Below are 23593 nucleotides of genomic sequence, written 5' to 3' on the forward strand. Positions count from 1 at the left end.
CCCGGGCAACCTCCCCGCCCCCCTCCGACCTCGGGGGCCGGAGCGCGGGGGCAGCGGGACCTCAGCGGTCCCCCCGCGGCCCGCTTCGCCGATGCGGCCGCACCCGGCCGGACAGGCGGTCAGGTTCGGGGACAGGCGGTCAGCGCCCTCCTGGCCGCGGGATCGTCCTCACCGGTGGCTCCGCCGCAGGGAGAACGCCGCGCTCGCGAGGGGCGCCGAGAACCCGCGGCCGCGTGCGCGGCGCCGCTCAGCGGCTGCGCCGTCGGGCAGGACGACGACGTGCCCCGCCCACCTGCGGTTCCGCTCAGCGGCTTCGCCGCTGGAGCGGAGGTGCGGACGGCCCGCTCGATCGAGTCGACCTCGATCGGGCGGGCCGTTCTCCGCGGCGGGGCGGGGCTCATCTGGCTTCGGCGGGTTCGGCGGGTTCCGCAGGGGGTTCTTCCGCCGACTTCCCCGGCTCGTCCTTGGTGATCACGCGCATCGTGCGCGGCGCCTGCCAGCCGCGCCGGTGCCCCGAGGTGGACAGCCGCACCGTGAGCACCGCCAGCGCCACCCCCACCCCGGCCAGCACGGTGAACAGCACCGCCAGCATCGGGCCGATCTCGTCCGGCGGAACCCGGTAGGCGGCGGCCGGGGACGGCGGCACCACGATCGCCCCGTCCGCGCCCTCACCGCTCACGACCGAGGCCACCGCCGCGGTCACGTTCACCGTCCCCCAGCCCAGCGCCGGGTCCGGCATCCGGGTCGGCGGGTGGCTCGCGGTGATCTCCAAGCGCTGCTTGATCTGCGGCGCGCTCAGGTGCGGGTGGTAGGCGCGGATCAGCGCCGCCGTCCCGGCCACGAACGGCGCCGCGTAGCTGGTGCCGCTGCCCTGCCAGTGCCCCGGGCCGTGCGGACCGATGCTGATCACGTCGACGCCGGGGGCGACGACGGACAGGAACTCGCCGGTCTGGGAGAAGTTCGCGTGCGTCCCGGAGACGTCGACCGCGCCCACCGCGATCACCCCCGGGTACGAGGCCGGGTAGGTGACCGGATCGCCCTCCTGCGCCCCGTTCGCGGCCGAGGCCACCACCACGACGTCCCGGTCGGCCGCGTAGCGGACCGCGTCCGCCAGCGCCTGGTTCGGGAAGTTCGTGCTCGCCGACACGTTGATCACGTCGGCGCCGAGGTCGACCGAGCTGCGGATGCCCTGCGCCAGCGCCTCCGGTTCGAAGGTGTCGCCGGTCTCCTCCTCCAGTCCGGTCGCGACCCGCACCGGCAGGATCGTCGCGTCCGGCGCGATCCCGGCGAACCCGGTGCCCGGCGTCGGATCGGCGGCGATGATGCCCGCCACGAACGTGCCGTGCCCGAAGCAGTCGTCGTCGGCGGGACCGGACTGGCCGGAGATCACGTTCCGCCCCGGCAGCACCGAGCCCGGCGCGGCCAGCTGCGGCGAATCGGCGTCCACCCCGGTGTCCACCACCGCGACCGTCACCCCGGCCCCGCGGGTGAGGTCCCAGACCTGGTCCGGCGCGAGGATCTGCTGCGCCCACGGCTCTTCCGGGTAGGTCGTGGTGGGCGGCTGGATGCACGGCTGCTCGCCGGTGGGCATCGACGGGATCGACGACTGCGCGGCGGCGGGCGCGGCCGTCGCGGCGACGATGCCGGTGGCCAGCAGCAGGGCCGCGGCCGACCGCACCGGGGTCCGCGTCACGGGTGTCCCACCTGTCCTCCTGTGGTGATGAGCGTGTCCCGCCGTTCCTCCTGCGGGGCGCCGGCGGTCGCCAGGTCCGTCTCGACCATCGAGCCGGTCAGCCGGGACATCGCGTCCGCGTCCTCCAGCATCCGCAGCGAGCCGCGCTGACGGCGGGCCAGCGCCCGGTCCAGCTTGCTCAGGGCAGCGAGGTCGCGCTCGTCCAGCTCGGTGCTGGTGGCGCGCTCGTCGGGGGCCAGTTCGCGGAACAGCACCGCCATCTTCGGCGCCGCCGGGGCGTCCTCGTCCCGTTCCTCGGCCTCGTCCGCGTCCTCCTGCTCGTTGAGGTCGCGCACCGCGAGCGTCTTGAACCGGGTGCCCGCCAGGAACACCACCTCGTCCATCGGCCGGTTCAGCGCGAGCTCGGAGGTGCGGCGGGCGCGGTGCGGCCAGATCAGCACGTCCACCAGCGCGCCCGGCACCGTCACGTCCAGGTTCATGCTGGCGCTGAGGAAACCGGGCTCCACGAACAGCGTGCCGGGCGTGGAGTTCTCCTCCGCCGTGCCCTTCAGCACTCCTTGGCGCAGCACCGGGCGGCGGTGGGTCGGCAACCGGCGGATCCCGGAGACCAGGCACGGCAGGTGCCCGTCCAGCTCCGGCTGCACGCCACCGCGGATGGCCGCGTTGACCTGTTCCGCCCCGCCCTCGCCGCGGCCCAGGTACAGGCACACCGCGACGAAGTCGGCCTTCGCACCGGGCGAGTCGTCCTGGCGCAGCGCGGGCCAGGAGGCCATCGCCGCGTTCACCGTCGCCAGCGCGTCGGAGAAGGACGGGCCGGCCGCCGTGGTGAAGCGGCTCTGCTCGCCGCCGTTGCTCGCCCGGTCCCGCAGGTCGCGCGGGCTGAGCGGCGCGGCCGTCGCACCGGGCTCGGACTCCTCGGCGGAGTCGTCGTCCGCCACCTCGTCCTCGGCGAGCTCCGCGACGTCCTCGGGTTCGGGGTCGGTGACGAGCGGCTCGGGTTCGGCCTGCGGTTCGGGCTCGGCCGGCTCCGGCACCGGCGGGCCCGACTCGACCGCCGGGCGGCCGGACTCCACCACCGGCCGTGCGGAGTCCACTTCGGACTCGGGCTGCGGTTCCGGCGCGGCGACGGGCTCCTGCGGCGCGGCGTCCGCCGGGGGGTCGGGGGCCGCCCCCGGTTCGGCGGGCGCCGGGGGCTCCGTCGCCTCGTCGGCCGCGCGCTCGGCGGGCGGATCCACCGCGGCGGGCTCGGAGATCGGCACGTCCTGCAACGGTTCGTCCACAGTGGACCGGTGCGGCATGCCGGACATGGTCGGCACCGGGGCCGCGGAGACCGTTGCGATCGGGGCGGCGACCGGCGCCGCGGCGGGCGTCCAGTCGGCCTGGTCCGCGTCCGAGCCGTCGGCCTCCGCACCGTCGGCGGGCTGTTCGGCGGGCTGCTCGGCCGGCGCCTCGGCGACCTCCCGATCGGCGTCCACGGGCCGCCCGTTGCTGCTCACCGGCACCCCGAACGGTTCCGCGAGCGCGTGCAGCTCGGCGCTCGGGCCCTGGTCCAGCGGCCCCCACACCCGGATGATCGCGGTGCGGCGGCGCTGCTCGTCCAGCCCGGCCAGCAGGTGGCCCAGCCCGGCGAGCACGTCCTCCGACAGCGCCCCCTCCGCCGGAACCAGGTGCAGCACCCAGCGCGCCGGGTCGAACGCGCCCGCGGCGGCCAGCGAGACCACCAGCGGCGCGCCCTGCTCGTCGCGCAGCGCGAGCCCGGACGGCACGACCTCGGCGAACACCGTCGGGCCCTGCACCGGGCGGTAGGTGCGCTGGCCGCAGCGCTGCCAGCCCGCGGGCGGCTCGGCGATGTCCACGACCTGCTGGTCACCGGCACCGGCCGGCTGGCGCAACGCGCTCGCGAACGGGCGGAAGACCTCCTCGCCCGCCTCGTCCAGCACGGCGGCCACCGGTTGGCGGCGCGGCCCGTCGGCGAACTCCGCGCCGGTGCTGAACACGACCGGGCGGGACGACCGCGCGGAGAGCTCCACCAGCCACTCGTGCCGGGCGGCCGCGGCGGCCACCGGGATCAGGACGACGGAGGCGCGGACGAACTCGGGCAGCGCCTGCAGCAGCTGCGCGACCTCGGCCGGCGCGGGCAGCGGCCGACCGGCGAGCAGCACCTTCGGCACCTTGCCGCTGACCGGCACCCGCGCCGCGGCCCGCCGCACCTCCGCCCAGGAGCTGCGCGGGTCGCGGACCAGCAACCCGGCCGGAACCGGGTCCACCAGCAGCCGCGGGTTCGCGACGGGCTGGATCGGCACCCAGCGCTCCCACGCCGGGATCGGGTACCGGGTGCTGAACAACCACGGCCTGCTGCCCGGCCGGAACAGGTACCAGCCGGTGCCGCCGCTGACGCGGCCCGCGTGCACCGTGGTGCCGGATTCGCCGGACACGGCGCCGTCCGGGGCGACCACGTCGAGTTCCAGGTCGACGGCCAGCTTCGTCAGCTCGTCCGCGCGGCCGGCCAGCCCGCTGACGCCGAGCCACAGCACGTGCGGCACGGCAGCGGCGGCGCGCAGCAGCGGTCGCAGCAGCCCCGGCAGCGCCGCGAGCAGTTCCGGATCGGCGCAGGCACCGCGCGAAGCGGACAGGAACAGCTCGTTCGCCGCGGACGGCAGGTGGGCCAAGAAGGCGCGCTCAGCCGGGTCTTCGCCCTCGCAGCGGACGAGGACGTGCGCCCCGCACCATTCGGCGACCAGCGGGCCGAGCGACCGTCTTGCCGAACCTTGCTGCATCTCCACTCCCGTCGAGCACATCGGTACGCGACTCGATGCGACACCTCAGCGATCGAGTATCGCGGGGACCACCGGGCCACCTTGTCAGGGGTATCCGAAGCTGTGGGTTCCAGGGGGATTCCCTCACCTGCGTTCCCACCGGTCGGGAAACCGCGGCCATGCATGCGTTTCCGCTGATGGGACGGCTCACGGCAACCGGCCCCGACTGCCCGGAACCGGGCGGAACGGTCTCGTCCGGGCGCCGGGGCGGGCGCCGCGGCGGACCGGAACGGAACGAAACGGGCACGACCGGTGGATCACCCGAAGTCCCCGGTGAGCATCGCGGCGGCGAGCTCCACCCGCGACCGGTAGCCGATGCGGGCGAACATCCGGGTGAGCCTGCCCTCGACGCTCTTCTCCGTCGTGGCGAACACCGTCGCCAGCTGCCGGTTGCTGAGCCCCTCGGCGACCAGCACCGCGAGCAGCCGTTCGTTCTCCGAGGTCGTCGCGCTGCGGTCCGGCACCGGCACGCCGTTCTGGCGCATCACGTGCCGCAGCCGCGCGCGCAGCAGCAGCGCGTCCAGCCCGCCCGCGAGCCGGTACGCCTCCGGCAGCAGCTCGGCCGGGCGGTGCCCGCCCGCGGCGAGCTTGCTGAAGGTCACCGCCATCTCGTACGGCTCGCCGCGCTCCCGCGCCAGTTCGACCGCGGCGCCCGCGGCGGCCTCGTCGGATTCCAGGCGGGCGCGGGTCAGCAGCAGCGCCAGCTCGGCGCGGCCGGTGCCGAGGCGCGCGGCGACCTCCTCCAGCCGCCGCAGCGCACCGGCCGCCTCGTCGAAGCTGCCGGAGGTGTGCGCCCGGTGCGCGAGCTCGGCCAGCACCACGTCGGTGCCGAAGGTGAACCCGGCCTCGTCCGCCCGGCGCACCGCGGTCCGCAGGTGCTCGTGCGACTGGTGCAGCTCCCCCAGCACGTGGCTCACCAGCGATTCGGTGAAGTGGAAGAGGTGGTCGAACGGCCCGTCCTTGCCGATCTCCACCAGCCGCCGCGCCCGGCTGAGCATCCCGGAGTCGATGTGCACCTGGGCGGCGAGCGCGTGCATCGTCGCCCACGCGAACGGGCGCACGGCGTGCACCGGCGATGACATGCAGCGGCGGGCGATGTCCATCGCGCTGTTCCACTCGCCGCGGGCGTGGTGCAGCAGGAACCGGTCGGGCAGCACCAGCCGGTCCTCGGCGAGCCCGCTGCGGTCCATCACCTGCCGCGCTTCGCGCGCCTCGCCGAGCGCCAGCAGCAGGTCCACGTGGTGCCGGATCGCCTCCACCCACTGCGAGTGCGGTTCCGCGCCGCGCGGGACCTCGGCCAGCGAGGCGCCGAAGCGGCGCAGCTCGGCGACGTCGCCCCGCATCACGGCGGCACCGGCGCGGTAGATGTCGACCTGCTGGACCAGCACCGGTTCGGCCGCGAGCAGTTCGGTGGCGTGCTCGTCGAGCAGCCGCTGCCCGGCCAGCCAGTCCCCGAGCCAGCCGGTGGCGAACGCGCGCGCCACGATGCGCTGCGCGGCACCGCCCGGGACCACCTGCTCGCCCTGCGCGATGCGGCGCAGCTCGCCGCGCTCCTCGGTCGCGGCCAGCACCATCAGGTAGGCGAGCACGGTGCCCGGCAGGATCTGCGGGGACAGCTCGCCCGCGTGGTGGCGCACCAGCACCCGGGAGCTGCGCAGCACCTCGGGCAGGTCGTTGCGCACCAGGCAGGCGATGACGTGCCTGCGCAGCGCCTCGATCCGCAGCACCGGGTCGTCCACCCGCTCGACGACGGCGCGCAGCCAACGCGAGGCGTCGACGTTCGGGTCCATCAGGCGGTTCCCCGCGTGGGCCATCAGCTCCTCACCGGCGCGGCGGGCGTCCACGAGGGTCCCGGCGTCCGCCATCCGGTCCGGCAGGTAGGCCGGGTCGGCGACCTCCGCGGCACCGGCCCAGATCGCGGTGACGGCGGCGGCGGCGAGCTTGCGGTGCTCGTAGGGCCCGAGGGCGCGCGCCAGCGCGGTGCCGAGCAGCGGGACGCGGAACCGCCAGCCCGCGCCGTCCGGGGCGAGCAGCCGGTGCTGCACCAGCGCGTCCAGCGATTCGCGCACCTCCCGCTCGGCGAGGCCGAGCGCCGCGGCCAGCACGTCCACCGCGTGCGGGCCGAGCGGGGCGAGCAGGCTCATGGCCTTGGCGACCGACCACGCGGCCTCCCCCGCCTCGCGGACCGGCGCCAGCAGGGCGCTGCCGTCGACCGGCAGCTCGGGCCCGAGCTTGCGCAGCAAGTAGGCGTTCTGGTCGACGACGACGAGCGCGCCTGCCCGGCGGTAGGCGTCGATCGCGGCGAGCAACATCGCGGGCCGGCCGCGTGCGATGTCGTACAACTCATCGATCAGGTGAACATTGGGTTTCGCACCGATGGAACGGGCGATGAATTGTCCGCTCTCCGTTTTCGAGAACGGGCGAATCGGCAGCGCCCGCAGAAGTCCTTGCGCGGACAATCGATTCCACAACGGCTCCAGCGGCGCGGCGTCCGGGTCGGCGCGCGCGGCCAGCAGCACCGAGAACCGGGCGCCCGCCATCCGCCTGGCCAGCGGCTCCAGCACCGACGCCGTGCCGTGGTCGAGCCACTGCGCTTCGTCCACCAGCACCGCGACCGGCAGCAGGTGCCGCACCACGTTGCGGATGGACAGCGCGACCTGCTCGACGGCGACGCGCAGCGAGTCCGGGCTGGTCCCGCGGCTGAGCTTGGCGACCAGCCCCAGCAGCGCGGCGCGCTCCTGCTCCGGCGGCGCACTGCGGTCCATTTCGGACAGCAGGCGGTAGAGCGCGCCGTACGGGGTCCGCTTGTCCTGCTTGGACGCGGTCAGCCGCAGCACCCGGCAGCCGGCGGCCTCCAGCCGCCTGCCCGCGGCGGCCAGCACCGCGCTGCCGCCCGCACCGGACTCTCCGACGAGCAGCGCGAGCGGAGGCCTGCCGGGGCCGCCGACCGAGGCGGCTTCATCCAGCAGTCCTTCGCGGAACAACGGCTCCGCGTCCGGCTCGCCGATCGACGTTGATGCGGCTGAGGTGGGTACCACCACGGTGACTCCCTCCGCACGGCTCGATCGCTGCCCTGAGCCACTGGTAACGGTGTGCTATACATTCACCATAATGGGCGACACCTTTACTAGCGCGATAGCGAAGAGTTAACGACCATTGGTCACTAGGCGTGTTCAATGACGAGCGCTTGATCCTCTGCTAGTGCAAAAGTATCAAAACACCTCGACGATGTAGCACCACCACACCAGGTGAAGCGGAGAGGACCCCATGGCGCGGGAACGCTCGACGTTGTCCGGCAGACGAGACCAGTGGACCGAGGCCGACGAGGCCTGTCGTGCGGCCGGCGGGACGTTGGTGCTGGTGCGCGGCGGTCCCGGCGAGGGCAAGACCACCCTGCTGGAGTCGCTCGCGGAGAGCTGGCGCGGTGACGACGAGACCACCGTGTGCTACATCACCGTCGATCCCGCCACCGGCACACCCCAGATGATCGACTCGCTGCTGGACGCCGCGCGCCAGCAGCTGGAGTCCAGCTGGCACGCCGTCCTGCTCGACGCGCTCGCCACCGCCACCCGCATCCGCGCCGACCTGGAGAAGACCCCGCACGCCTCCGCGCTGCCGCTGGTGCACGAGCTCGCGCGCGTCTTCGGCGTCGCCGCCGAGCAGGGCCGCACCGTCATCGTCGTCGACGACGCGGACCGGGGTGACGGCGCCACCGGCTCGCTCATCTCGTTGCTGGCGCAGCGGCTGCGGGCCGTCGGGTGCACCGTCGTCGTCTCCACCGGCTCCGGACCTCGCGCCACGGCGGGGGAAACCCGGCTCACGCCGTTCGCCGACAAGATCATCGACCTGCGTCCGCTGGACGAGCAGGAGTTCGACGCGCTGCTCAAGCGCTGGTGCGCCGCCCACGGCCGGACCCGGCTCGACCCCACCGTGCCGGAGGCGCTGCGCGCCGCCCTCGGGCCGCTGAGCGGGAACCCCGCCACCATCCTGTCCACATTGGACGACCTGCTGGCCTGGGGCCGGCTGGTGCTCATCGACCAGCACTTCTGCCTGTCCCCGCTGGACGAACCGATCTCGCTGCCCGAATCCCACCACCTGGTCCGCGCCGTGGGGGGGCGCCCCGCCCCCCCCCCCCCCCCGCCCGCGCGGGGGCGCCCGCGGCGGCATGGGGCGGGGGTGGGGCGGGCGGGTGGCGCCCGCGCCCCCGGGGTCCCGCCCCCCCCGCGGCCCCCCCCCCCGGCCCCGGCCCCCCCCCCCCCGCCGCCCACGACACCGAACGGCTCGCCGTGCTGCTCGCGTTGCAGGACGAGGTGTCGGTGGACGAGCTGCCGATGCTCACCGCCGCCGCCGCGATCAGCCTGGACGGCGCGGGCCGCGGACTGGACTCCCTGGTGGAGGACGGGATCCTGGAGATCGGCGAGCGCGGCAGGCTGCGGTTCGCGGTGCCCGCGCTGACCGCCGCGCTGCGCCGCCGCTCCGGAGCGGAACGCGCCCGCGCGCTGCACACCGCGCTGGCCCGGCAGATGCTCGCCAAGCTGGAGCGCAACGGCCAGGTCGACCGCACCCGCCTGGCCACCCACCTCGTGCACATCGGCGAGAGCCTGGACGGGGAGGCCGCCGCGATCCGGGTGCTCATCGAGGAAGCCGACCGGATGTCCAGCGCCGACCCCGAGGTCGCCGCCGCCTGGTACAAGGCCGCGCTGCGCCAGCTCTCCGACGACGACGACCGGTGGCCGCCGCTGCTGGAGGAACTGCTGCGGCTGCGCGCCAGCCTCGGCCAGTACGACGAGCTCACCAAGGACCTCGGGCTGCTGGTCCCCGCGCTGATCGCCGGGTCCAACCAGGACGACCAGGCCAAGCCACTGCGCCGCACGCTGCTGGTGGCGGTCGGGCTGTGCTGGCTCACCACGCTGCTGCAGGACGAGCAGTCCGCGCAGGTGCAGGAACCGGCTCGGCTGTTCAAGGCGCTCACCGGCGGCGCGGTCTTCGACGCCGAGCTGCAGGAGTTCGCCGCCGCCGTCCGCTGCGGCCGCTTCGACGAGGCCGCCGACCGGTTCAACGCGCTGTTCTCCGGAGACGCCGACCGCGAGGCCGAACCGCAGGACCTGCCGGAACTGCCCGAGGTGCTGATGCTGCTGCACGCGGCCAGCGGCGACGCGGACACCTTCCAGCGCGCCTGGTCGCTGTGGCGGGACCGCGCGCAGCACCCCGTCGACCACGCCCCCGACCGGCTGCGCGAAGCCGGGGCGATGACTGACCACGCCACCGCGCTGGAGATCGTGCTCGGCGACGGCTACCGGCTGCCCTCGCGCGGCAGCGTCCTGTACTACCAGGAGATCCTGCGCTCGTTCCGCACCGGCGAGTGGGACGCGGCGCTGTCCGCGGCACGGCGCATGGAGGCCGAGCTCTCCCCGCAGCGGCGCACCCCGGCCCGGTTCCTCGCGCGCGCCGTCGCCGCCGAGATCTGCGCCTCCCGCGGCGAGCACCGGCGCGCCGAGGAGTGGCTGCAGGACACGCCGCGGCACCTCGCGGGCGGGCACGTGCTGTCCTGGGCCCGGCTCGGCGTCGCCTACCGGGCGGGTGACCCGGACGAGGCGCTGCGGGTGGCGCGCGCCGAGTACGAGCAGCTCAGGGACGGCGGCGGTTCCCCCGCCGGGCTGGAGCACCTGTTGCACCGGCTGGTCGCGCTGCACCACCGGGAGGGGCACGAGCAGGCGGCGGCGGAGCTGTTCGACGAGCTGGTCGCGCTGGACGAGCGGCTGCGCTCGGAGACCAGTTCCGCGGCGGTGCTGATGGCCCGCGCCCAGCTGCGCGGCTCCGCCGAACCCGCCGCGCGCGCCCTGGAGATCGCGCGGCGCCGCGCGGACGTCCCGCAGCTGGCGGTGCTGCACATGCTGCTCGCCGAACTCGCCGAAGACCCGAAGGCCCCGCTGCACGAGGCGCACGCCATCGCCCGCAGGCTCGGCTGGACCGAGCTGCGCTACGCCGCGCAGGACCTGATGCGCCGCCGCGGCATCGCCCCGCCGCGCACCCGCAGCAAGCAGCAGCTCATCTCCAGCACCGAGAGCCGGATCGTGCGGCTGGTCAGCGACGGCTACACCAACCGGCAGATCGCGATGGCGATCCAGGTCAGCGAGAAGACGGTGGAGAGCAGGCTGACCCGGCTGTTCGCCCGCACCGGTTGCCGGTCGCGGGTGGAGCTGGCGACGGCCTCGCTGGAGGGCAGGCTCGCGGAGAAGACCGCCGTCAGCTGAGCGGCCCGCGCCCACTACCGGTTCAGCGGGCCAGGTGTTCGCGGATGAGCCGCAGGACCCCGTCGGACTCGGCGTTGAGGTAGAAGTGCCCGCCGGGGAACGGGTGGAAGCGGAAGGCGCCGGTGGTGTGCGCGGCCCAGTCGCGCGCCTCGTCCGCGGAGACCTTCGGGTCGTCGACGCCGAGCAGCACGTGCAGCGGGCAGTGCAGCGGCGGCCCCGGCCGGTACGCGTAGGTCTCGGCGATCCGGTAGTCGGCGCGCAGCGCGGGCAGCGCGAGCTTCATCAGCTCCTCGCTCTCCAACGCCGCCGACTCGGTGCCGTCCAGCTCCCGCAGGGCGGCCAGGAACTCGTCGTCCGGCAGCGCGTGCACGCCCTCGTTCCGGGTGCGCGCCGGCGCGGTGCGGCCGGAGGCGAACAGCGCGCGCGGCGGCGTGCCCGACTCCTCCAGCCGCCGCGCGACCTCGAAGGCCACGCTGGCGCCCATGCTGTGCCCGAACAGCGCGAGCGGCTGGTCGCTCCACGGCCGCAGCTGGTCGAGCACCTGCTCGGCCAGCTCCTGCACGCTGCCCGCGCAGGGTTCGGTGCGGCGGTCCTGCCTGCCCGGGTACTGCACGGCGAGGACCTCGATCGCCGGGGCCAGCCGCTTCGCCACCGAGAAGTAGTAGGAGGCGGCACCGCCCGCGTGCGGGAAGCACACCAGCCGCGCGGTCGCCTCCGGGGCGGGCTGGAACCGCCGGATCCACTTGGCGGTGTCCGCCGTACTCCCGGTCATCGAATCCTCCGCGCGGTCGAGGGGTGCGGGGCGACGCTACCAACCGGCCCGCGCCGCCCGGCGATCACGCGGTCGTGGGCTCGCGGGCCGCGGTCGGCAGCTCCGCCGCGTCGCCGGTGGGCCAGGCCAGCGGGTCCGGGCCGAGCTCGGCGAGCTCGGTGATCTGCAGCGCCGCCCAGGGCGAGATGTCGGCGCCGCCGTCGCGCACCTGCTCGACCAACCCGGTCCACGGCACCCAGCGGGTGTCCTCCACCTCGGCGGGGTTCGGCGCGGGCACGGGTTCGGCGACCGCCCGGAACACCGGGCACATCTCGTTCTCCACCACGCCGTTGCCCATCACCGCGCGGTAGCGGAAGCGGGGCAGGACCAGCTCGATGTGCTCGATGCGCAGCCCGAGCTCCTCGCCGAGCCTGCGCAGCACCGCGTCGTGCGGGGTCTCGCCGGGCGCCGGGTGCCCGCAGCACGTGTTGGTCCACACGCCGGGCCAGGTGCGCTTGCTCAGGGCGCGCTGGGTGAGCATCAGCTCGCCGCGCTCGTTGAACAGGTAGCAGGAGAAGGCCAGGTGCAGCGGGGTGTCCTCGTGGTGCACCGTCGCCTTGTCCGCGGTGCCCGCGGCCCGACCGCCCTCGTCGAGCAGAACCACTCGCTCCATGTGCTTCGTCCTCCCCATCGCCGGAACACCGGTCGCCGGACGGGCCGGTCGCCGGGAACAGGAATCGATCATCCACGGTTCCGCGCCGCGCCTCCACCTCCCGCGGTCCGCGGACCGCCCTCCGAGTGATTCGGCGCCGCTCGGTGCCCGGACAGCCTGCCCCGGCGGACGGCGCCGCCGCACCCGCGGGCGGTCACGGCTCGGGCAGGCAGCGGGCCGCGGCGGTCGCCTTCAGCAGCATCTCGGCGTACTCGGCTTCGGGGGCCGAGTCGAGCACCACCGCCCCGCCCGCGCCGATCCGCCAGCCGCCGCCGCTGCGCACCGCGGTCCGGATGACCACCGACAGGTCCGCGTCCCCGGTCAGGCTCAGGTAGCCGAGCGCTCCCGAGTACACCCCGCGCGCCCGGTCCTCCAGCTCGTCGATGATCTCCATGGTGCGCCGCTTGGGCGCCCCGGTCATCGAGCCGGCGGGGAAGCAGGCCCGCACGCAGTCCACGGCGCCGCTCCCCTCCCGCAGCTCGCCGCGCACCGTGGAGACCAGCTGGTGCACGGTGCGGTAGCTCTCCACGTCCATCAGCACCGGCACGTGCACCGAGCCCGGCGCGCACACCCGGCCGAGGTCGTTGCGCAGCAGGTCGACGATCATGAGGTTCTCGGCGCGGGACTTCGGGTCGGCGGCGAGCCCGTCGCGCAGCTCCGCGTCCCGCTGCGGGGTGTCGCCGCGCGGGGCGGTCCCCTTGATCGGCTTGGCCTCGGCGGTGCCGCCGGAGATCTTCAGGAACCGCTCCGGTGACGAGCTGGCGACCTCCACGTCGCCGCAGCGCAGGAAGGCACCGTACGGCGCGGGGTTCAGCGCCCGCAGCCGCCGGTACGTCTCGAACGCCCCGTCGGCGGCGGGCAGCGCGGCGCCGGTGGTCAGGCAGATCTCGTAGCTCTCCCCGGCCAGCAGCAGCTCCCGGCAGTCCGCCACCGCCCCCAGGTAGTCGTCCCGGGAGCGTTCCAGCAGCGGCTGCACGTCGGCGACCCCGCGGTGCCCGGCGAGCGGATCGGGCAGCGCGGGCAGCCGCTGCAGCGCGGCCGTCGCGTCCGCGAGCCAGCGCCGCGCCGCCCGCTCGGTGCCCGCGTCGGCGCTCAGCGCCACGAGGTGGGTGCGGCCGAGCTCGTGGTCCACGGCGAGGAACCGGTCCGCGAACAGCCAGCAGGCGTCCGGCGTGCCCGCGCGGTGCCGGGCGTCGCCGCCGCACTCGGCTTTCAGCTCGTACCCGAAGTACCCCACGTAGCCGCCGACGAAGTCGAACGGCAGCTCCGGTGCCCGCACCCGGCGCCGCGCCAGCTCCGCGCCGAGCCGGTCGAAGATCGACGGCCCCGCGCCGGTGCGGTGCCGGACGGTCTCGGCCAGCGGGCCGGAGCCGTCGCCGAGGAACGAGAAGCGGGACGCGCCGGCCGTGACCTGTGCGCTGTCCAGCCAGAACGCGTCCGGGGATGCCGCGAACAGCGCGGCGAACGCGGCCTCGGCGTCGACCGCCGGGAGTTCGCGGACGTGCGCCCGGTACTCGACCTCGCGTTCGGTGCGGCGGCTGGCGGTGCGGGCGGGCGCGGGCGGACGGCTCGCGGGCCGCACCAGGTCGCGGAAGTTCGCCAGCAGCCGGGCGCCGAGCTCGGTGAGCACGGACTCGGGGTGGAACTGCACGCCCCAGCGCGGCAGCGAGCGGTGCCGCAGCGCCATGAGCACGCCGTCCTCGGCCCAGGCCAGCGGTTCCAGCTGCGGCGGCAGCGGCTCGGCCACGCACAGCGAGTGGTAGCGCACGGCCGCGAACTCGGCGGGCATCCCGGCGAACAGCGGATCGCCGCGGTGCTCGATGCGGCTGCGGAACCCGTGCCGGGCCTGCGGGGCGCGCACCACCTCGGCGCCCTCGGACACCGCGATGCCCTGGTGCCCGAGGCACACGCCCAGGATCGGCAGCTCCGCCTTGCACAGCACGTCGCGGCACAGCCCGAAGTCCCGCGGCCGCCGCGGATCGCCCGCGCCCGGCGAGAGCACGATCGCGTCGAACTCCTCCAGCCGCAGGTCGCCCACCTCGGCGGCGTCGTGCGCCACCACCTCCGGTTCCCGTCCGTTGACCTCGGCGAGCAGGTGGAAGAGGTTGTAGGTGTACGAGTCGTGGTTGTCGATGAGCAGCGTCCGCACCGGGACATACTCCCCCGGACGCGTCCACCGCCGGAGGACCGTCGACATCATCTGGTGGCCGGTAGCGCTGCGCGACGGGCAGACTCGGCCGGGTGACCGACACGAGAACCGCGCTGTTCGACGAGGACTACTGGGACCGGGCCGACGAGGTGGAGCGCGCGCTGCGCGAACAGGCCCCCGTGCACCGGGCCATCCCCGGGGACGGGCTCCCGATCTGGGTGATCGGCCGATTCGCCGACGCCCGCGCCGCGCTCAACGATCCACGGCTGGCCAAGGATTCGGACCGCCTCAACGACGTCATCCGCAGCAAGCGGAACCCGGAGCTCGGCGATCAGCTGTCCGGGCTGTTCTCCAAGCACATGCTCAACTCGGACCCGCCCGACCACACCCGGCTGCGCAAGCTGCTGGCCCGCGACTTCACCGTCCGCCGCATCGCGGCGCTGCGGCCGCGGGTGCTGGAGCTGGTCACCGGGCTGCTCGACGCGCTGCCGCGGGACGAACCGGTCGATCTGATCGAGCACTTCGCGTTCCCGCTGCCGATCACGGTGATCTGCGAGCTGATGGGCATCCCGGACGGTGATCGCTCCCGGTTCCGCGACTGGACCGCCGCACTGCTGACTCCGGCCGAACGGGGGCAGAGCCTCGGTGCGTCCCGCGAAATGGCGGGGTTCTTCCACGAGCTGTTCGCGGCGAAGCGCGCCGAACCCGGCGCGGACCTGCTCTCGGCGCTGGTCACCGCCTCCGCCGAGGAGGACCGGCTCACCGAGGAGGAACTGCTCGCCACCGCGTTCCTGCTGATCGTGGCCGGGCACGAGACGACCGTGAACCTGGTCGGCAACGGCCTGCGCTGGCTGCTGGCCGAACCGGCGAAGTGGGCCGAGCTGCGCGAACGGCCCGAACTGCTGCCCGGCGCGGTGGAGGAGGTGCTGCGCTACGACGGGCCGCTGCGGATGAGCACGCACCGGTTCACCACCGAGGACGTGACCATCGGCGACGTGACCATCCCGGCGGGCGAACTCGTCATGATCAACCTGTCCTCGGCGAACCGGGACGGCGAGCAGTTCGAGCGGGCCGACGAGCTGGACCTGGAGCGGCCCCGGTCCGGGCACCTCGCGTTCGGACACGGGCTGCACCACTGCCTCGGTGCCCCGCTCGCGCGGCTGGAGGGCGAGGTGGCGCTCCAGGAGATCACCCGCCGCTTCCCGGAGGCCCGCCTCGCCGTCGGCGGGAGCGAACTGCGCCGCAACCGCGGCCTGATCATGAACGGGTTCCGGGCGCTGCCGGTGGTGCTCGGCTGATCCCCGGCCGGGAGCGCGGGCTCCCGGCCGTGATCCGCTCCCGGAACGGCCGATCAGGTGATGCGGTCGCGAGAACTCATCGGACGGCCGTTCCAGCCAACCTCGATCGCGCCGGGGAATCCGCCGCGCGGCGCGGGTAGGAGCGGGCCGGTCCCTCTCGGCACGGGGACCGGTCGGCACGCTCAGCCGCGGCTCGGCGCTGAGCCAGGTCTCGGTGCTCGGCCGGGTTCTCGCCGGCGCCCGCCCGGGCCTTTGGTCCCGGGAACGCGGGCCGTTGTCCTCTCACCCGCGCGCCCGCGCCCGGGCACGCTCGGGCACACGCCCGCACCGAGCCGGGAGGAGGAGCCAGTGCACCGACACGAGCAACGCCGGCTCGCCGAGATCGAGGACCGGCTCACCGCCGACGACCCCGAGTTCGCCGCCACCTTCTCCCGCACCGACCTGCACCCGGCCACGCCCGGCAAGGCGCGGCTGGTGCTGGGCGTCGTGGCGGGCCTGCTCGCCGTGATCAGCCTGCTGATCGACGACGCGGCCGGTTTCGCCCTCTGCACCGCCCTGTCCGCGGTCCTCATCACCACGCGGACCTGGCACCTCTGGTCCGACTGAGCGGAGGGGTGGCGGCGAGGTGCGTTCGCCTGAATCGCGCCGGGCGGCGACGTACGATCAACTCCCGTGCACCCCTACCCCGCGCAACCGCCGATCCTGGTCGCCATCGGCGACATCGCCTGCACCCAGCACGAAGTGATCACCCCGTCCGGGCGCGCCCCGATCGCGGGCACCACCTGGTCGTTCACCGACCTCAGCCGCACCACGCGGGGCATCCCGACCTGGGCGATCGTCTGCGCGATCATCTTCGCGTTCTTCTGCCTGCTCGGTCTGCTGTTCCTGCTCGCGAAGGAGGAACGCACCGAGGGCTGGGTGCAGGTGGCGGTGCACGGCTCCGGGATCGCGCACCAGACGCAGATCCCGGTGCACTCCGCGTTCGCCGTGGTCGACTTCGGCAACCGCGTCAACTACGCGCGCAACCTCGCCCACCAGGGCTGATCGCGAGGAAGCGCGGGGCGCCCCGACCGGAGCGCGGCGCCCCGCCGCTCGTCAGGCCGCGTCCAGGTCCGACTTCTTGACGTAGACCCAGCGGTGGTTGTACGAGACCGGGACGTAGGTCTCCGAACCCTTGATCACGGTGTGGTTCTCCGGATCGTCGAGCTCGTCGTAGGTGGCGTGGTAGTCGACCGCCTTGGTCTCGTCCCCCGTCACGTACTTCTGACCGGCCGGGATCTTGTACGGCAGCGGTTCGAGCTCCTGGGCCTCGACGCCCTCCGGGTAGTCGCCCGGCGCGGGCAGCGCCCGCCCGTAGGTGGGGATGCCGTCGCGGGCGGGGGTGCCCAGTTCCGCGTCGTCGGCGGGGGCGGTGTTGGTGCCGTCCGGGTCCTTCAGCCACGCCTTCTTGCCGTCGAACCAGATGGCGAGCCAGTCGTCGCGCCGTTCGGCGACGGCGTACTGCCTGCCGACGGCGGCCTTGGCGCTCCAGTCCTCGATGCGGGTGGTGCCGGGTTCACCGTCGGCGTGCAGCGCCGGGTTGCTCAGCAGCGGCGCGTCAGCGCGCGGTTCGGTGCGCAGGTACAGGAAGTTCGCGGGCTGCGCGGGGAGCGTCTCGCACTCCTCGCCCTGCGAGCAGCTGACGACCTCGGGGCGGTTGGTGTCGAACCGCGGGAAGATCGTGACGACGTCGTCGCCGCCCGTGTCGTTGTCCAGCGGCGCGTCCATCAGGTTCATGTAGTGCGCCCAGTCCCAGAACGGGCCCGGGTCGTAGTGCTCCAGCCCGGCCTTGGCGGCCTTCTCCGCGGTGACCTCGTCGTGGCCGAGGACGTGCGCGCGGTCGAGCGGGATGTCGTACTTGTCCGCGAGGTACCGGACGAGCTTCGCCGAGGCGCGGTACATCGGCTCGGTGTACCAGGTACCGCCTTCCGCGGCCCAGCCCTCGTGCTCGATGCCGATGGAGCGGATGTTGCGGTCCCAGCTGCCCGCGTGCCACGGCATGTCCTTGGTGGGAACCATCTGCGTGATCTGGCCGTCGGAGGAGCGGACCACGTAGTGCGAGGCGGCGCCGTGCGCCGGGTTCTGGAACGCGCTGATCGTCGACTGGTACGACACCTCGGTGTCGTGGATGACGATCGAGTCGATCTTCACGTCCTCGGGGCGGTTCGCGGTGTCGTAGTTGCCGTACCCGGCGGTGGGGTCCTCCGGGTCGGTGGGCTGGTAGGCCGCGGGCAGGTAGCGGCAGTCCAGTCCTCCGGGGCATTCCGCCTTCGGCTGGTCCGCTTCCTCCGCGGGCGCGGCCTTCAGCCGGGCCGCGGACAGGTCGCGGTCCGGTTCGGGCTCGGCGGCGACCTTCGCGAACGCGAGGCGCTGGCCGCTGGACGTGGTGCGCGCGCGGCCCTGGCCGAGCACGTCGTAGACGTCGTCGGCGAAGGACTGCGCGCCGTCGGCCTGCGCATCACCGCTGAACTCGGCCACGGCCGGGTACCAGTCGTCGATCTCGTCAGGCGCGCCGCCGTCGATCTCCTCGGCGCGGTGCACGAGCAGCGCGGCACCGGCCCGGATGTTCTGCACGACGTCCGTCTTCAGCTGCTCCGGGTCGGTGCCCGTGAGCTCGGCGGCCTCGGTGAGGGTGTGCAGCGACGGCTCGTCGGCGTACCGGACGAGCTTGGGGTGCTGCTCACGGAGCTGCTCGGCGCTGACCTCGACGAGGTGCATCGGGCCGTAGCCGCCGGCCTTGCTCTGCTCACCGTGGTGGTCCTCCCACCTGGTGAGCTGGAAGGACACCGCCATCAGCAGTTGTTGCGGCACGCCGAACTCGGCGGCGGCGGACTCGTAGGCCCGCTGCTGGACGGTGTCGGGGCGTTCCGGTGTTTCGGCGAAGGCGGGGGCCGCCGCGCTCACCAGCAGCCCCGTCACCCCCGTCAACACCGCGAGCGCGCGGGGCAACCGACCGGCGCGCACCGCACCCCCTCTGACGAAGGACGATCTCATGTGGACCTCTGCCCGTGTCTTCTGGGATCGCGCGGCAGCGATCCGGCGGCTCGCACGTCGGGGCCTGCGCGGCACCGGCGGCGCGGCAGACATCGGCGTCCGGCACCGCTCGGCGCGATGTCGCATCCGCGCACGAGTGGGTGAATCATAACGATCACGGCGATCGCGGCCACTGCTCCGGAAAGCCGAGCGGGAATACCCGCACGAACGATTTCCCGGTGCGGCGGCGGCAACCCCGGTCGCGGACGGCACGTCCTACGGCGTGAAGGGCACGGGACGACCGTGCGGAAGCCGAAGGGGGAGAACCACCATGTCGCTGACCAAGACCCGCAAGATCGGTGCCGCCGCCGCGCTGTTCAGCGGTGCGCTGCTGCTCGTCGGTTGCGGCCAGGCCACCGGTGCCGCGCCGTCCGGGGCGTCGAACGCGGCCGTCGAGCAGGGTGGGACGACCGAGGACATCTCGACCTCCCCCTGTTCCGCGGCGGACTACTCGGTCGACCTGATCCCGCAGCCGGGACGCCCCGGCGTGAACCTGCTGGCCGTCACGAACCAGTCGGACCGGACCTGCCCGGTGGCGGGCTGGGCCGAGCTGACGCCGGAGGACATGACGGGCTCCCCGATCGACGGCGTGCCGAGCGAGAACGTCGACGTCCCGGGCGGTCGCACCGAGATCTCGCTGGAGCCGAACCGCACCGCGTTCGCGGGCGTCCACTTCGAACTCGGCGACAAGAACGACGTGCGCACCGCCACCGGTTTCCGGGCGAGCTTCTCGGACACCTCCGGCGACGTGAACGTGCACGTCGACAGCGGCGAGGCCGAGCACCTGGAGTTCCTGATCAAGTCGATGCAGGTCGGCACGCTGCAGCCGTCGGCGCAGGGCGTCACCTTCTGATCCCGCTCCGGTTCCGCCGGAGCCGCGCCGCGAATTCCCCGCTCCGGTCCGCCACCGCGCGGAGCGGTGGGGGGCGCCCGCCCCCCGCCCCCGGGGGGGGGGGGGGGGGGGGGGGGGGGGCGCCCCGGGGGGCGGGGGGGGGGGGGGGGCCCCCCCGCGTCCGGGCCCAGCCGGTCAACCGTCGAAACCCAGGCGGTGGTCGATCTCCGCGAAGTGGGCGGCCATCGCCTCCCGCGCGGCCGCGGCGTCCCCGGCGCGCAGCGCGTCGACGATCGCGGAGTGCAGCCGCACCGTCTCGGCCTTCTCGGCGGGGCCGGGGGCGCTGAGCGCGTCGTGCGCGGTGCGGTAGGCGTCCCAGAACACGTCGACGAGCTGCCCGATCAGCAAGTTGTCCACCCGCGCGTACAGCAGCCGGTGGAATTCGCGGTCGGCCTCCGGGTCGAGCTCGGTCTCGTCCATCGCGGTGCACAACGCGTCCATCCGGTCCAATGTGGACTCGTCCAGCTCGCCGGCGAGCCGTCCGGCGACGCCGACCTCGATCAGCTCCCGCACCTCGATGAGGTTGCGCAGCCCCACCAGGTCGTCCCCGCCCGCGACGGCGCGGAACGCCAGCGACGGCGACAGCACGTGCAGCGAGGCCTCCCCACGACGGTGCCGTGCCCGTGCCGGACGTCGACGATGCCGAGGGCGCGCAGCGAGCGCACCGCCTCCCGCACGCTGTTGCGCGACACCCCGAGCAGTTCGATCAGTTCGAGCTCGGTCGGCATCAGGTCGCCGGGCCGGAGCCCGCGGTCGTGGATCAGCTCCAGCACGTTCAGAGCTCACCGCTGACCCTGCCGACGCCGGTACCCCGCGCGGACCGGGCCGACGACGAGCGCTCGTGAACCGAGGTGACCCATGCGCCGCGCCACCCCCACCGCAGACCCACCCAGCGCGTCCGCCCCTGGTACCGGCAGCTGGACCGCGCGCAGTGGAAGGCGTTCGCGGCCGCCAGGATCGGCTACCTGCTGGACGGCTTCGACTTCGTGCTGATCACGCTGGTGCTCACCGAGGTCAAGGCGGAATTCGGGCTCACCGCGGTGCAAGCGGCCACGCTCGTGTCGGCCGCGTTCATCTCCCGGTGGATCGGCGGGCTCACCCTCGGCGCGCTGGCCGACCGGTTCGGCCGCAAGTCCGCGATGATCGCCAGCATCGTGCTGTTCTCCGTCGGCACCCTGATCTGCGGGCTCGCCCCCACCTTCGGCGTGCTGTTCGCCGCGCGGCTCGTCGTCGGGCTCGGCATGGCGAGCGAGTACGGCGCCAGCTCCACCTACGTCATCGAGTCCTGGCCGACGTCGATGCGGAACAAGGCCAGCGGATTCCTCATCTTCGGCTACTCCATCGGCACCGTGGTCGCCGCGCAGGCCTACAGCCTGATCGTGCCGAACTTCGGCTGGCGCGCCCTGTTCTGGATCGGGCTGCTGCCGATCCTGCTCGCCGTCTGGCTGCGCCGCAGCCTCCCCGAGTCGCGGGACTGGTCGCGGGCCGCCGCGCGGCAGGACGCGACGCCGTCCGTCATCGGCATCCTGTTCACCGGGCGCCGGGCGGTGCTCAACGCGGTCAGCGGGCTCGCCGCGCTCGGCGCGCTGATCGCGATCTTCACGCAGGCCGCCGGATCAGCGTGGCTGATCGCGGTGCTGGGCGTGGTCGCCGCGGCCGTGTTCGCGTCCTACGTGGTGCAGTTCACCGGGCCGCGCTGGCCGACCGGCATCACGGTGCTGGTCATCGTGTTCACCGCGTTCCTGTACTCGTGGCCGATCCAATCGCTGCTGCCGACGTACCTGAAGACCGACCTCGGCTACAGCACCACCGACCCCGGGAACGTGCTGTTCTTCGCCGGGCTCGGCGCCGCGGTCGGTTGCTGCGTCGCCGGGTTCACCGGGGACCGGCTGGGCACCCGGCGGGCCTACTGGATCAGCCTGCTCGTCTCGCAGGTCGTGATCTTCCCGGTGTTCGCGATCGGCGGCAGCAGCCTGCTCGCGCTGGGCGCGCTGCTGTTCGTGCAGCAGGTGTTCGGGCAGGGCATCGCCGGGTTGCTGCCGAAGTGGATCGGCGGCTACTTCGACGTGCGCCACCGGGCCGCCGCGCTCGGGTTCAGCTGCAACGTCGGTTCGCTGGGCGGCGCCGTCGCCCCGGCGCTCGGGGCCGCGCTCGGCAGCAGCCTGAGCCTGGGCACCGCGCTGGCCGTGCTGTCGTTCGGCCTGACCTTCGTGGTGCTGGTCCTCATCGCCGTCGACGCCCCGTCCCGGATGCAGCGGTGGCTGCGCCCCGACGCGGTGTGGACGACCGACGCGGTCGACGGCAGCGAGATCCGCGCCGCGTCCTGAACCGAGAAACCGAAGGAGAGACATGGAATCCCGCATCCGCGGCGGCGTCGTCCCGCCGGTGTGCACCCCGCTCACCCCCGATCTGGAGGTGGACACCGGTTCGCTGGAACGGCTGCTGGAGCACCTGCTGGCGTCCGGGGTGGACGGCGTCTTCGCGCTCGGCTCCACCGGCGAGATGGCGTACCTGACCGACGCGCAGCGCGAACAGGTGCTGCGCACCACCACCGCCGTCGTCGCCGGGCGCGTCCCGGTGCTGGCCGGGGTCATCGACACCACCACCCCCCGGGTGCGCGAGCACGTGCGCGTCGCGGAACGCGCCGGGTGCGACGCGGTGGTGGCGACCGCGCCGTTCTACACCCGCACCCACCCGGCGGAGATCGCGCACCACTTCCGGCTGCTCGCCGAGAGCACCGAGCTGCCGCTGTTCGCCTACGACATCCCGGTGTCGGTGCACTCGAAGCTGGGCGCGGCGACGCTGCTGGAGCTCGCGGCGGACGGCGTGCTCGCCGGGGTCAAGGACTCCAGCGGGGACGACGCCGCGCTGCGCGGGCTGCTGGTGGAGCGCGCGGACCGCGGCCTGGAGTCGTTCCGGGTGTTCACCGGCTCGGAGCTGACGGTGGACACGAACCTGCGGATGGGTGCGGACGGCGTGGTGCCCGGGCTGGGCAACGTGGACCCGGACGGCTACGTGCGGCTGGCCCGCGCGTGCGCCGCGGGCGAGTGGGACGCGGCGCTGGCCGAGCAGGAGCGACTGGTGCAGCTGTTCGCGCTGACCTCGGTGGGCGATCCGGCGCGGATCGGGGCCAGTTCCTCCGCGCTGGGCGCGTTCAAGGCGGGGCTGCACCTGCGCGGCGTCATCGACCACGCGGTGACCGCACCGCCGCAGCTGCCGCTGACCGCGGACGAGGTGGACGGCGTGCGGCAGCGGCTGGTCGCGGCGGGTCTGCTGTGACGCTCGTGCTGGGCGTCGACATCGGCGGCACCGGGATCGTCGCGGGCCTCGTCACCGCGGACGGGGCGATCCGGGACCGCGCCGCGGTGCCGACCCCGGCGGCGGACGGGCCGGTGGCGGTGCTCGACGCGGTCGCTGCGGCCGCGTCCCGGCTCGGCGGGGAGTTCGCCGCCGCCGGGGTGGGCAGCGCCGGGGTGATCGACCGCGGATCGGGCTCGGTGCGCTCCGCGACGGACTCGATCAGCGGCTGGGCCGGCACCGAACTGCGCGCGGAACTGGCGGCACGGCTGGGAGTTCCGGTCGTGGTGGACAACGACGTGCACGCGCACGCGCTCGGCGAGCTGTGGACGGGCGCGGCCGCGGGCAGGCGGCACGTGCTGTTCGCCGCGGTCGGCACCGGCATCGGCGGTTCGATCGTGGTGGACGGCAGGCCGCACCGCGGCGCGCACGCGGTGGCCGGGCACCTCGGCCACCTGCCGGTGCCCGCCGCAGCGGGGCGGCCGTGCCCGTGCGGCGGCTCCGGGCACGTGGAAGGCGTGGGCAGCGGGCCCGCGCTGCTCGCCGAGTACCGGGCGCGCGGCGGGACTGCGACGACGCTGCCGGAGGTCGTGGTGCGCGCCGGGATCCGGGACGTGCTGGCGGCGCCGGTGCTGGCCGACGGCGCGACCGCGATCCTG

At 74.2% G+C, this 23593-nt stretch carries 19 protein-coding genes; 10 read left to right on the top strand and 9 right to left on the bottom strand.

Annotated features, from left to right (window positions below; genetic code table 11):
• Window positions 1-397 precede the first annotated feature (397 nt).
• From mycP to LCD31_RS13365, 3 genes are all read right to left on the bottom strand, one after another.
• On the bottom strand, window positions 398-1693 hold the full coding sequence (mycP, locus tag LCD31_RS13355) for a type VII secretion-associated serine protease mycosin (RefSeq protein WP_224958435.1): 1296 nt from the start codon (window positions 1691-1693) through the stop codon (window positions 398-400).
• The gene (locus LCD31_RS13360) at window positions 1690-4470 is read right to left on the bottom strand and encodes a hypothetical protein (protein WP_224958436.1); all 2781 of its coding nucleotides are present in this window, start codon (window positions 4468-4470) and stop codon (window positions 1690-1692) included. The genes mycP and LCD31_RS13360 overlap by 4 nt, the downstream gene beginning before the upstream one ends.
• Before the next feature lie 296 nt (window positions 4471-4766).
• Complete coding sequence (locus tag LCD31_RS13365; protein ID WP_224958437.1) at window positions 4767-7547, bottom strand: AAA family ATPase; 2781 nt, start codon at window positions 7545-7547, stop codon at window positions 4767-4769.
• A gap of 229 nt (window positions 7548-7776) precedes the next feature.
• On the opposite strand from LCD31_RS13365, the gene LCD31_RS13370 reads away from it, so the two are divergent.
• Window positions 7777-8964 (top strand): ATP-binding protein, encoded by a 1188-nt coding sequence (locus tag LCD31_RS13370; RefSeq protein ID WP_224958438.1) that lies wholly within the window; start codon window positions 7777-7779, stop codon window positions 8962-8964.
• 1544 nt (window positions 8965-10508) lie between these two features.
• Window positions 10509-10763, top strand: a complete 255-nt coding sequence (locus LCD31_RS13375) for a response regulator transcription factor (protein ID WP_224958459.1) — start codon at window positions 10509-10511, stop codon at window positions 10761-10763.
• Window positions 10764-10785: 22 nt separating this feature from the next.
• On the opposite strand, the gene LCD31_RS13380 is transcribed toward LCD31_RS13375, so the two are convergent.
• The 3 genes from LCD31_RS13380 to pabB form a co-directional block, all read right to left on the bottom strand.
• The gene (locus LCD31_RS13380) at window positions 10786-11535 is read right to left on the bottom strand and encodes a thioesterase II family protein (protein ID WP_224958439.1); all 750 of its coding nucleotides are present in this window, start codon (window positions 11533-11535) and stop codon (window positions 10786-10788) included.
• A gap of 64 nt (window positions 11536-11599) precedes the next feature.
• Window positions 11600-12187, bottom strand: a complete 588-nt coding sequence (gene idi / locus LCD31_RS13385) for an isopentenyl-diphosphate Delta-isomerase (RefSeq protein WP_224958440.1) — start codon at window positions 12185-12187, stop codon at window positions 11600-11602.
• A 193-nt stretch (window positions 12188-12380) separates the two neighbouring features.
• Entirely contained in the window at window positions 12381-14375 is a 1995-nt protein-coding gene (pabB, locus tag LCD31_RS13390; protein ID WP_224958441.1) for an aminodeoxychorismate synthase component I, read from the bottom strand.
• Between the two features lie 92 nt (window positions 14376-14467).
• On the opposite strand from pabB, the gene LCD31_RS13395 reads away from it, so the two are divergent.
• From LCD31_RS13395 to LCD31_RS13405, 3 genes are all read left to right on the top strand, one after another.
• Window positions 14468-15673 (top strand): cytochrome P450, encoded by a 1206-nt coding sequence (locus LCD31_RS13395; protein WP_224958442.1) that lies wholly within the window; start codon window positions 14468-14470, stop codon window positions 15671-15673.
• Window positions 15674-16021: 348 nt separating this feature from the next.
• Window positions 16022-16279 carry a DUF3040 domain-containing protein gene (locus tag LCD31_RS29555; RefSeq protein ID WP_224958444.1) on the top strand — a complete coding sequence of 86 codons (258 nt, stop codon included), beginning with the start codon at window positions 16022-16024 and terminating at the stop codon, window positions 16277-16279.
• Window positions 16280-16345: 66 nt separating this feature from the next.
• Window positions 16346-16717, top strand: a complete 372-nt coding sequence (locus LCD31_RS13405) for a hypothetical protein (RefSeq protein WP_224958446.1) — start codon at window positions 16346-16348, stop codon at window positions 16715-16717.
• Window positions 16718-16768: 51 nt separating this feature from the next.
• Here LCD31_RS13405 and LCD31_RS13410 read toward each other — a convergent pair whose 3' ends face one another.
• A complete protein-coding gene (locus LCD31_RS13410; protein ID WP_224958448.1) occupies window positions 16769-18676 on the bottom strand; it encodes an N-acetylmuramoyl-L-alanine amidase in 1908 nt (635 codons plus the stop codon).
• A 340-nt stretch (window positions 18677-19016) separates the two neighbouring features.
• On the opposite strand from LCD31_RS13410, the gene LCD31_RS13415 reads away from it, so the two are divergent.
• The gene (locus LCD31_RS13415; RefSeq protein ID WP_224958450.1) at window positions 19017-19598 is read left to right on the top strand and encodes a DUF4232 domain-containing protein; all 582 of its coding nucleotides are present in this window, start codon (window positions 19017-19019) and stop codon (window positions 19596-19598) included.
• A gap of 174 nt (window positions 19599-19772) precedes the next feature.
• Here the strand turns inward: LCD31_RS13415 and LCD31_RS13420 are convergent, their stop codons facing one another.
• Together LCD31_RS13420 and LCD31_RS13425 are read right to left on the bottom strand one after the other, a co-directional pair.
• On the bottom strand, window positions 19773-20225 hold the full coding sequence (locus LCD31_RS13420) for an FCD domain-containing protein (protein ID WP_224958452.1): 453 nt from the start codon (window positions 20223-20225) through the stop codon (window positions 19773-19775).
• Window positions 20138-20365, bottom strand: a complete 228-nt coding sequence (locus LCD31_RS13425; protein WP_255615491.1) for a FadR/GntR family transcriptional regulator — start codon at window positions 20363-20365, stop codon at window positions 20138-20140. Before LCD31_RS13425 ends, LCD31_RS13420 begins: the two co-directional genes overlap by 88 nt.
• Here LCD31_RS13425 and LCD31_RS13430 point away from each other — a divergent pair.
• The 4 genes from LCD31_RS13430 to LCD31_RS13445 form a co-directional block, all read left to right on the top strand.
• On the top strand, window positions 20261-20482 hold the full coding sequence (locus LCD31_RS13430; protein WP_224958461.1) for a hypothetical protein: 222 nt from the start codon (window positions 20261-20263) through the stop codon (window positions 20480-20482). The two genes, LCD31_RS13425 and LCD31_RS13430, sit on opposite strands and share 105 nt — an antisense overlap.
• A 6-nt stretch (window positions 20483-20488) precedes the next feature.
• Window positions 20489-21964: an MFS transporter gene (locus LCD31_RS13435; protein ID WP_224958453.1), complete on the top strand. Its 1476-nt coding sequence runs from the start codon at window positions 20489-20491 to the stop codon at window positions 21962-21964.
• Between the two features lie 22 nt (window positions 21965-21986).
• Window positions 21987-22916, top strand: a complete 930-nt coding sequence (locus LCD31_RS13440; RefSeq protein WP_224958455.1) for a dihydrodipicolinate synthase family protein — start codon at window positions 21987-21989, stop codon at window positions 22914-22916.
• Window positions 22913-23593, top strand: a 681-nt coding sequence (locus LCD31_RS13445; RefSeq protein WP_224958457.1) for an ROK family protein, incomplete at its 3' end; no start/stop codon positions are given. The genes LCD31_RS13440 and LCD31_RS13445, both read left to right, overlap by 4 nt.

The organism is Saccharopolyspora sp. 6M, assembly GCF_020176775.1.
GTDB classification, from domain to species: Bacteria; Actinomycetota; Actinomycetes; order Mycobacteriales; family Pseudonocardiaceae; genus Saccharopolyspora_C; species Saccharopolyspora_C gregorii.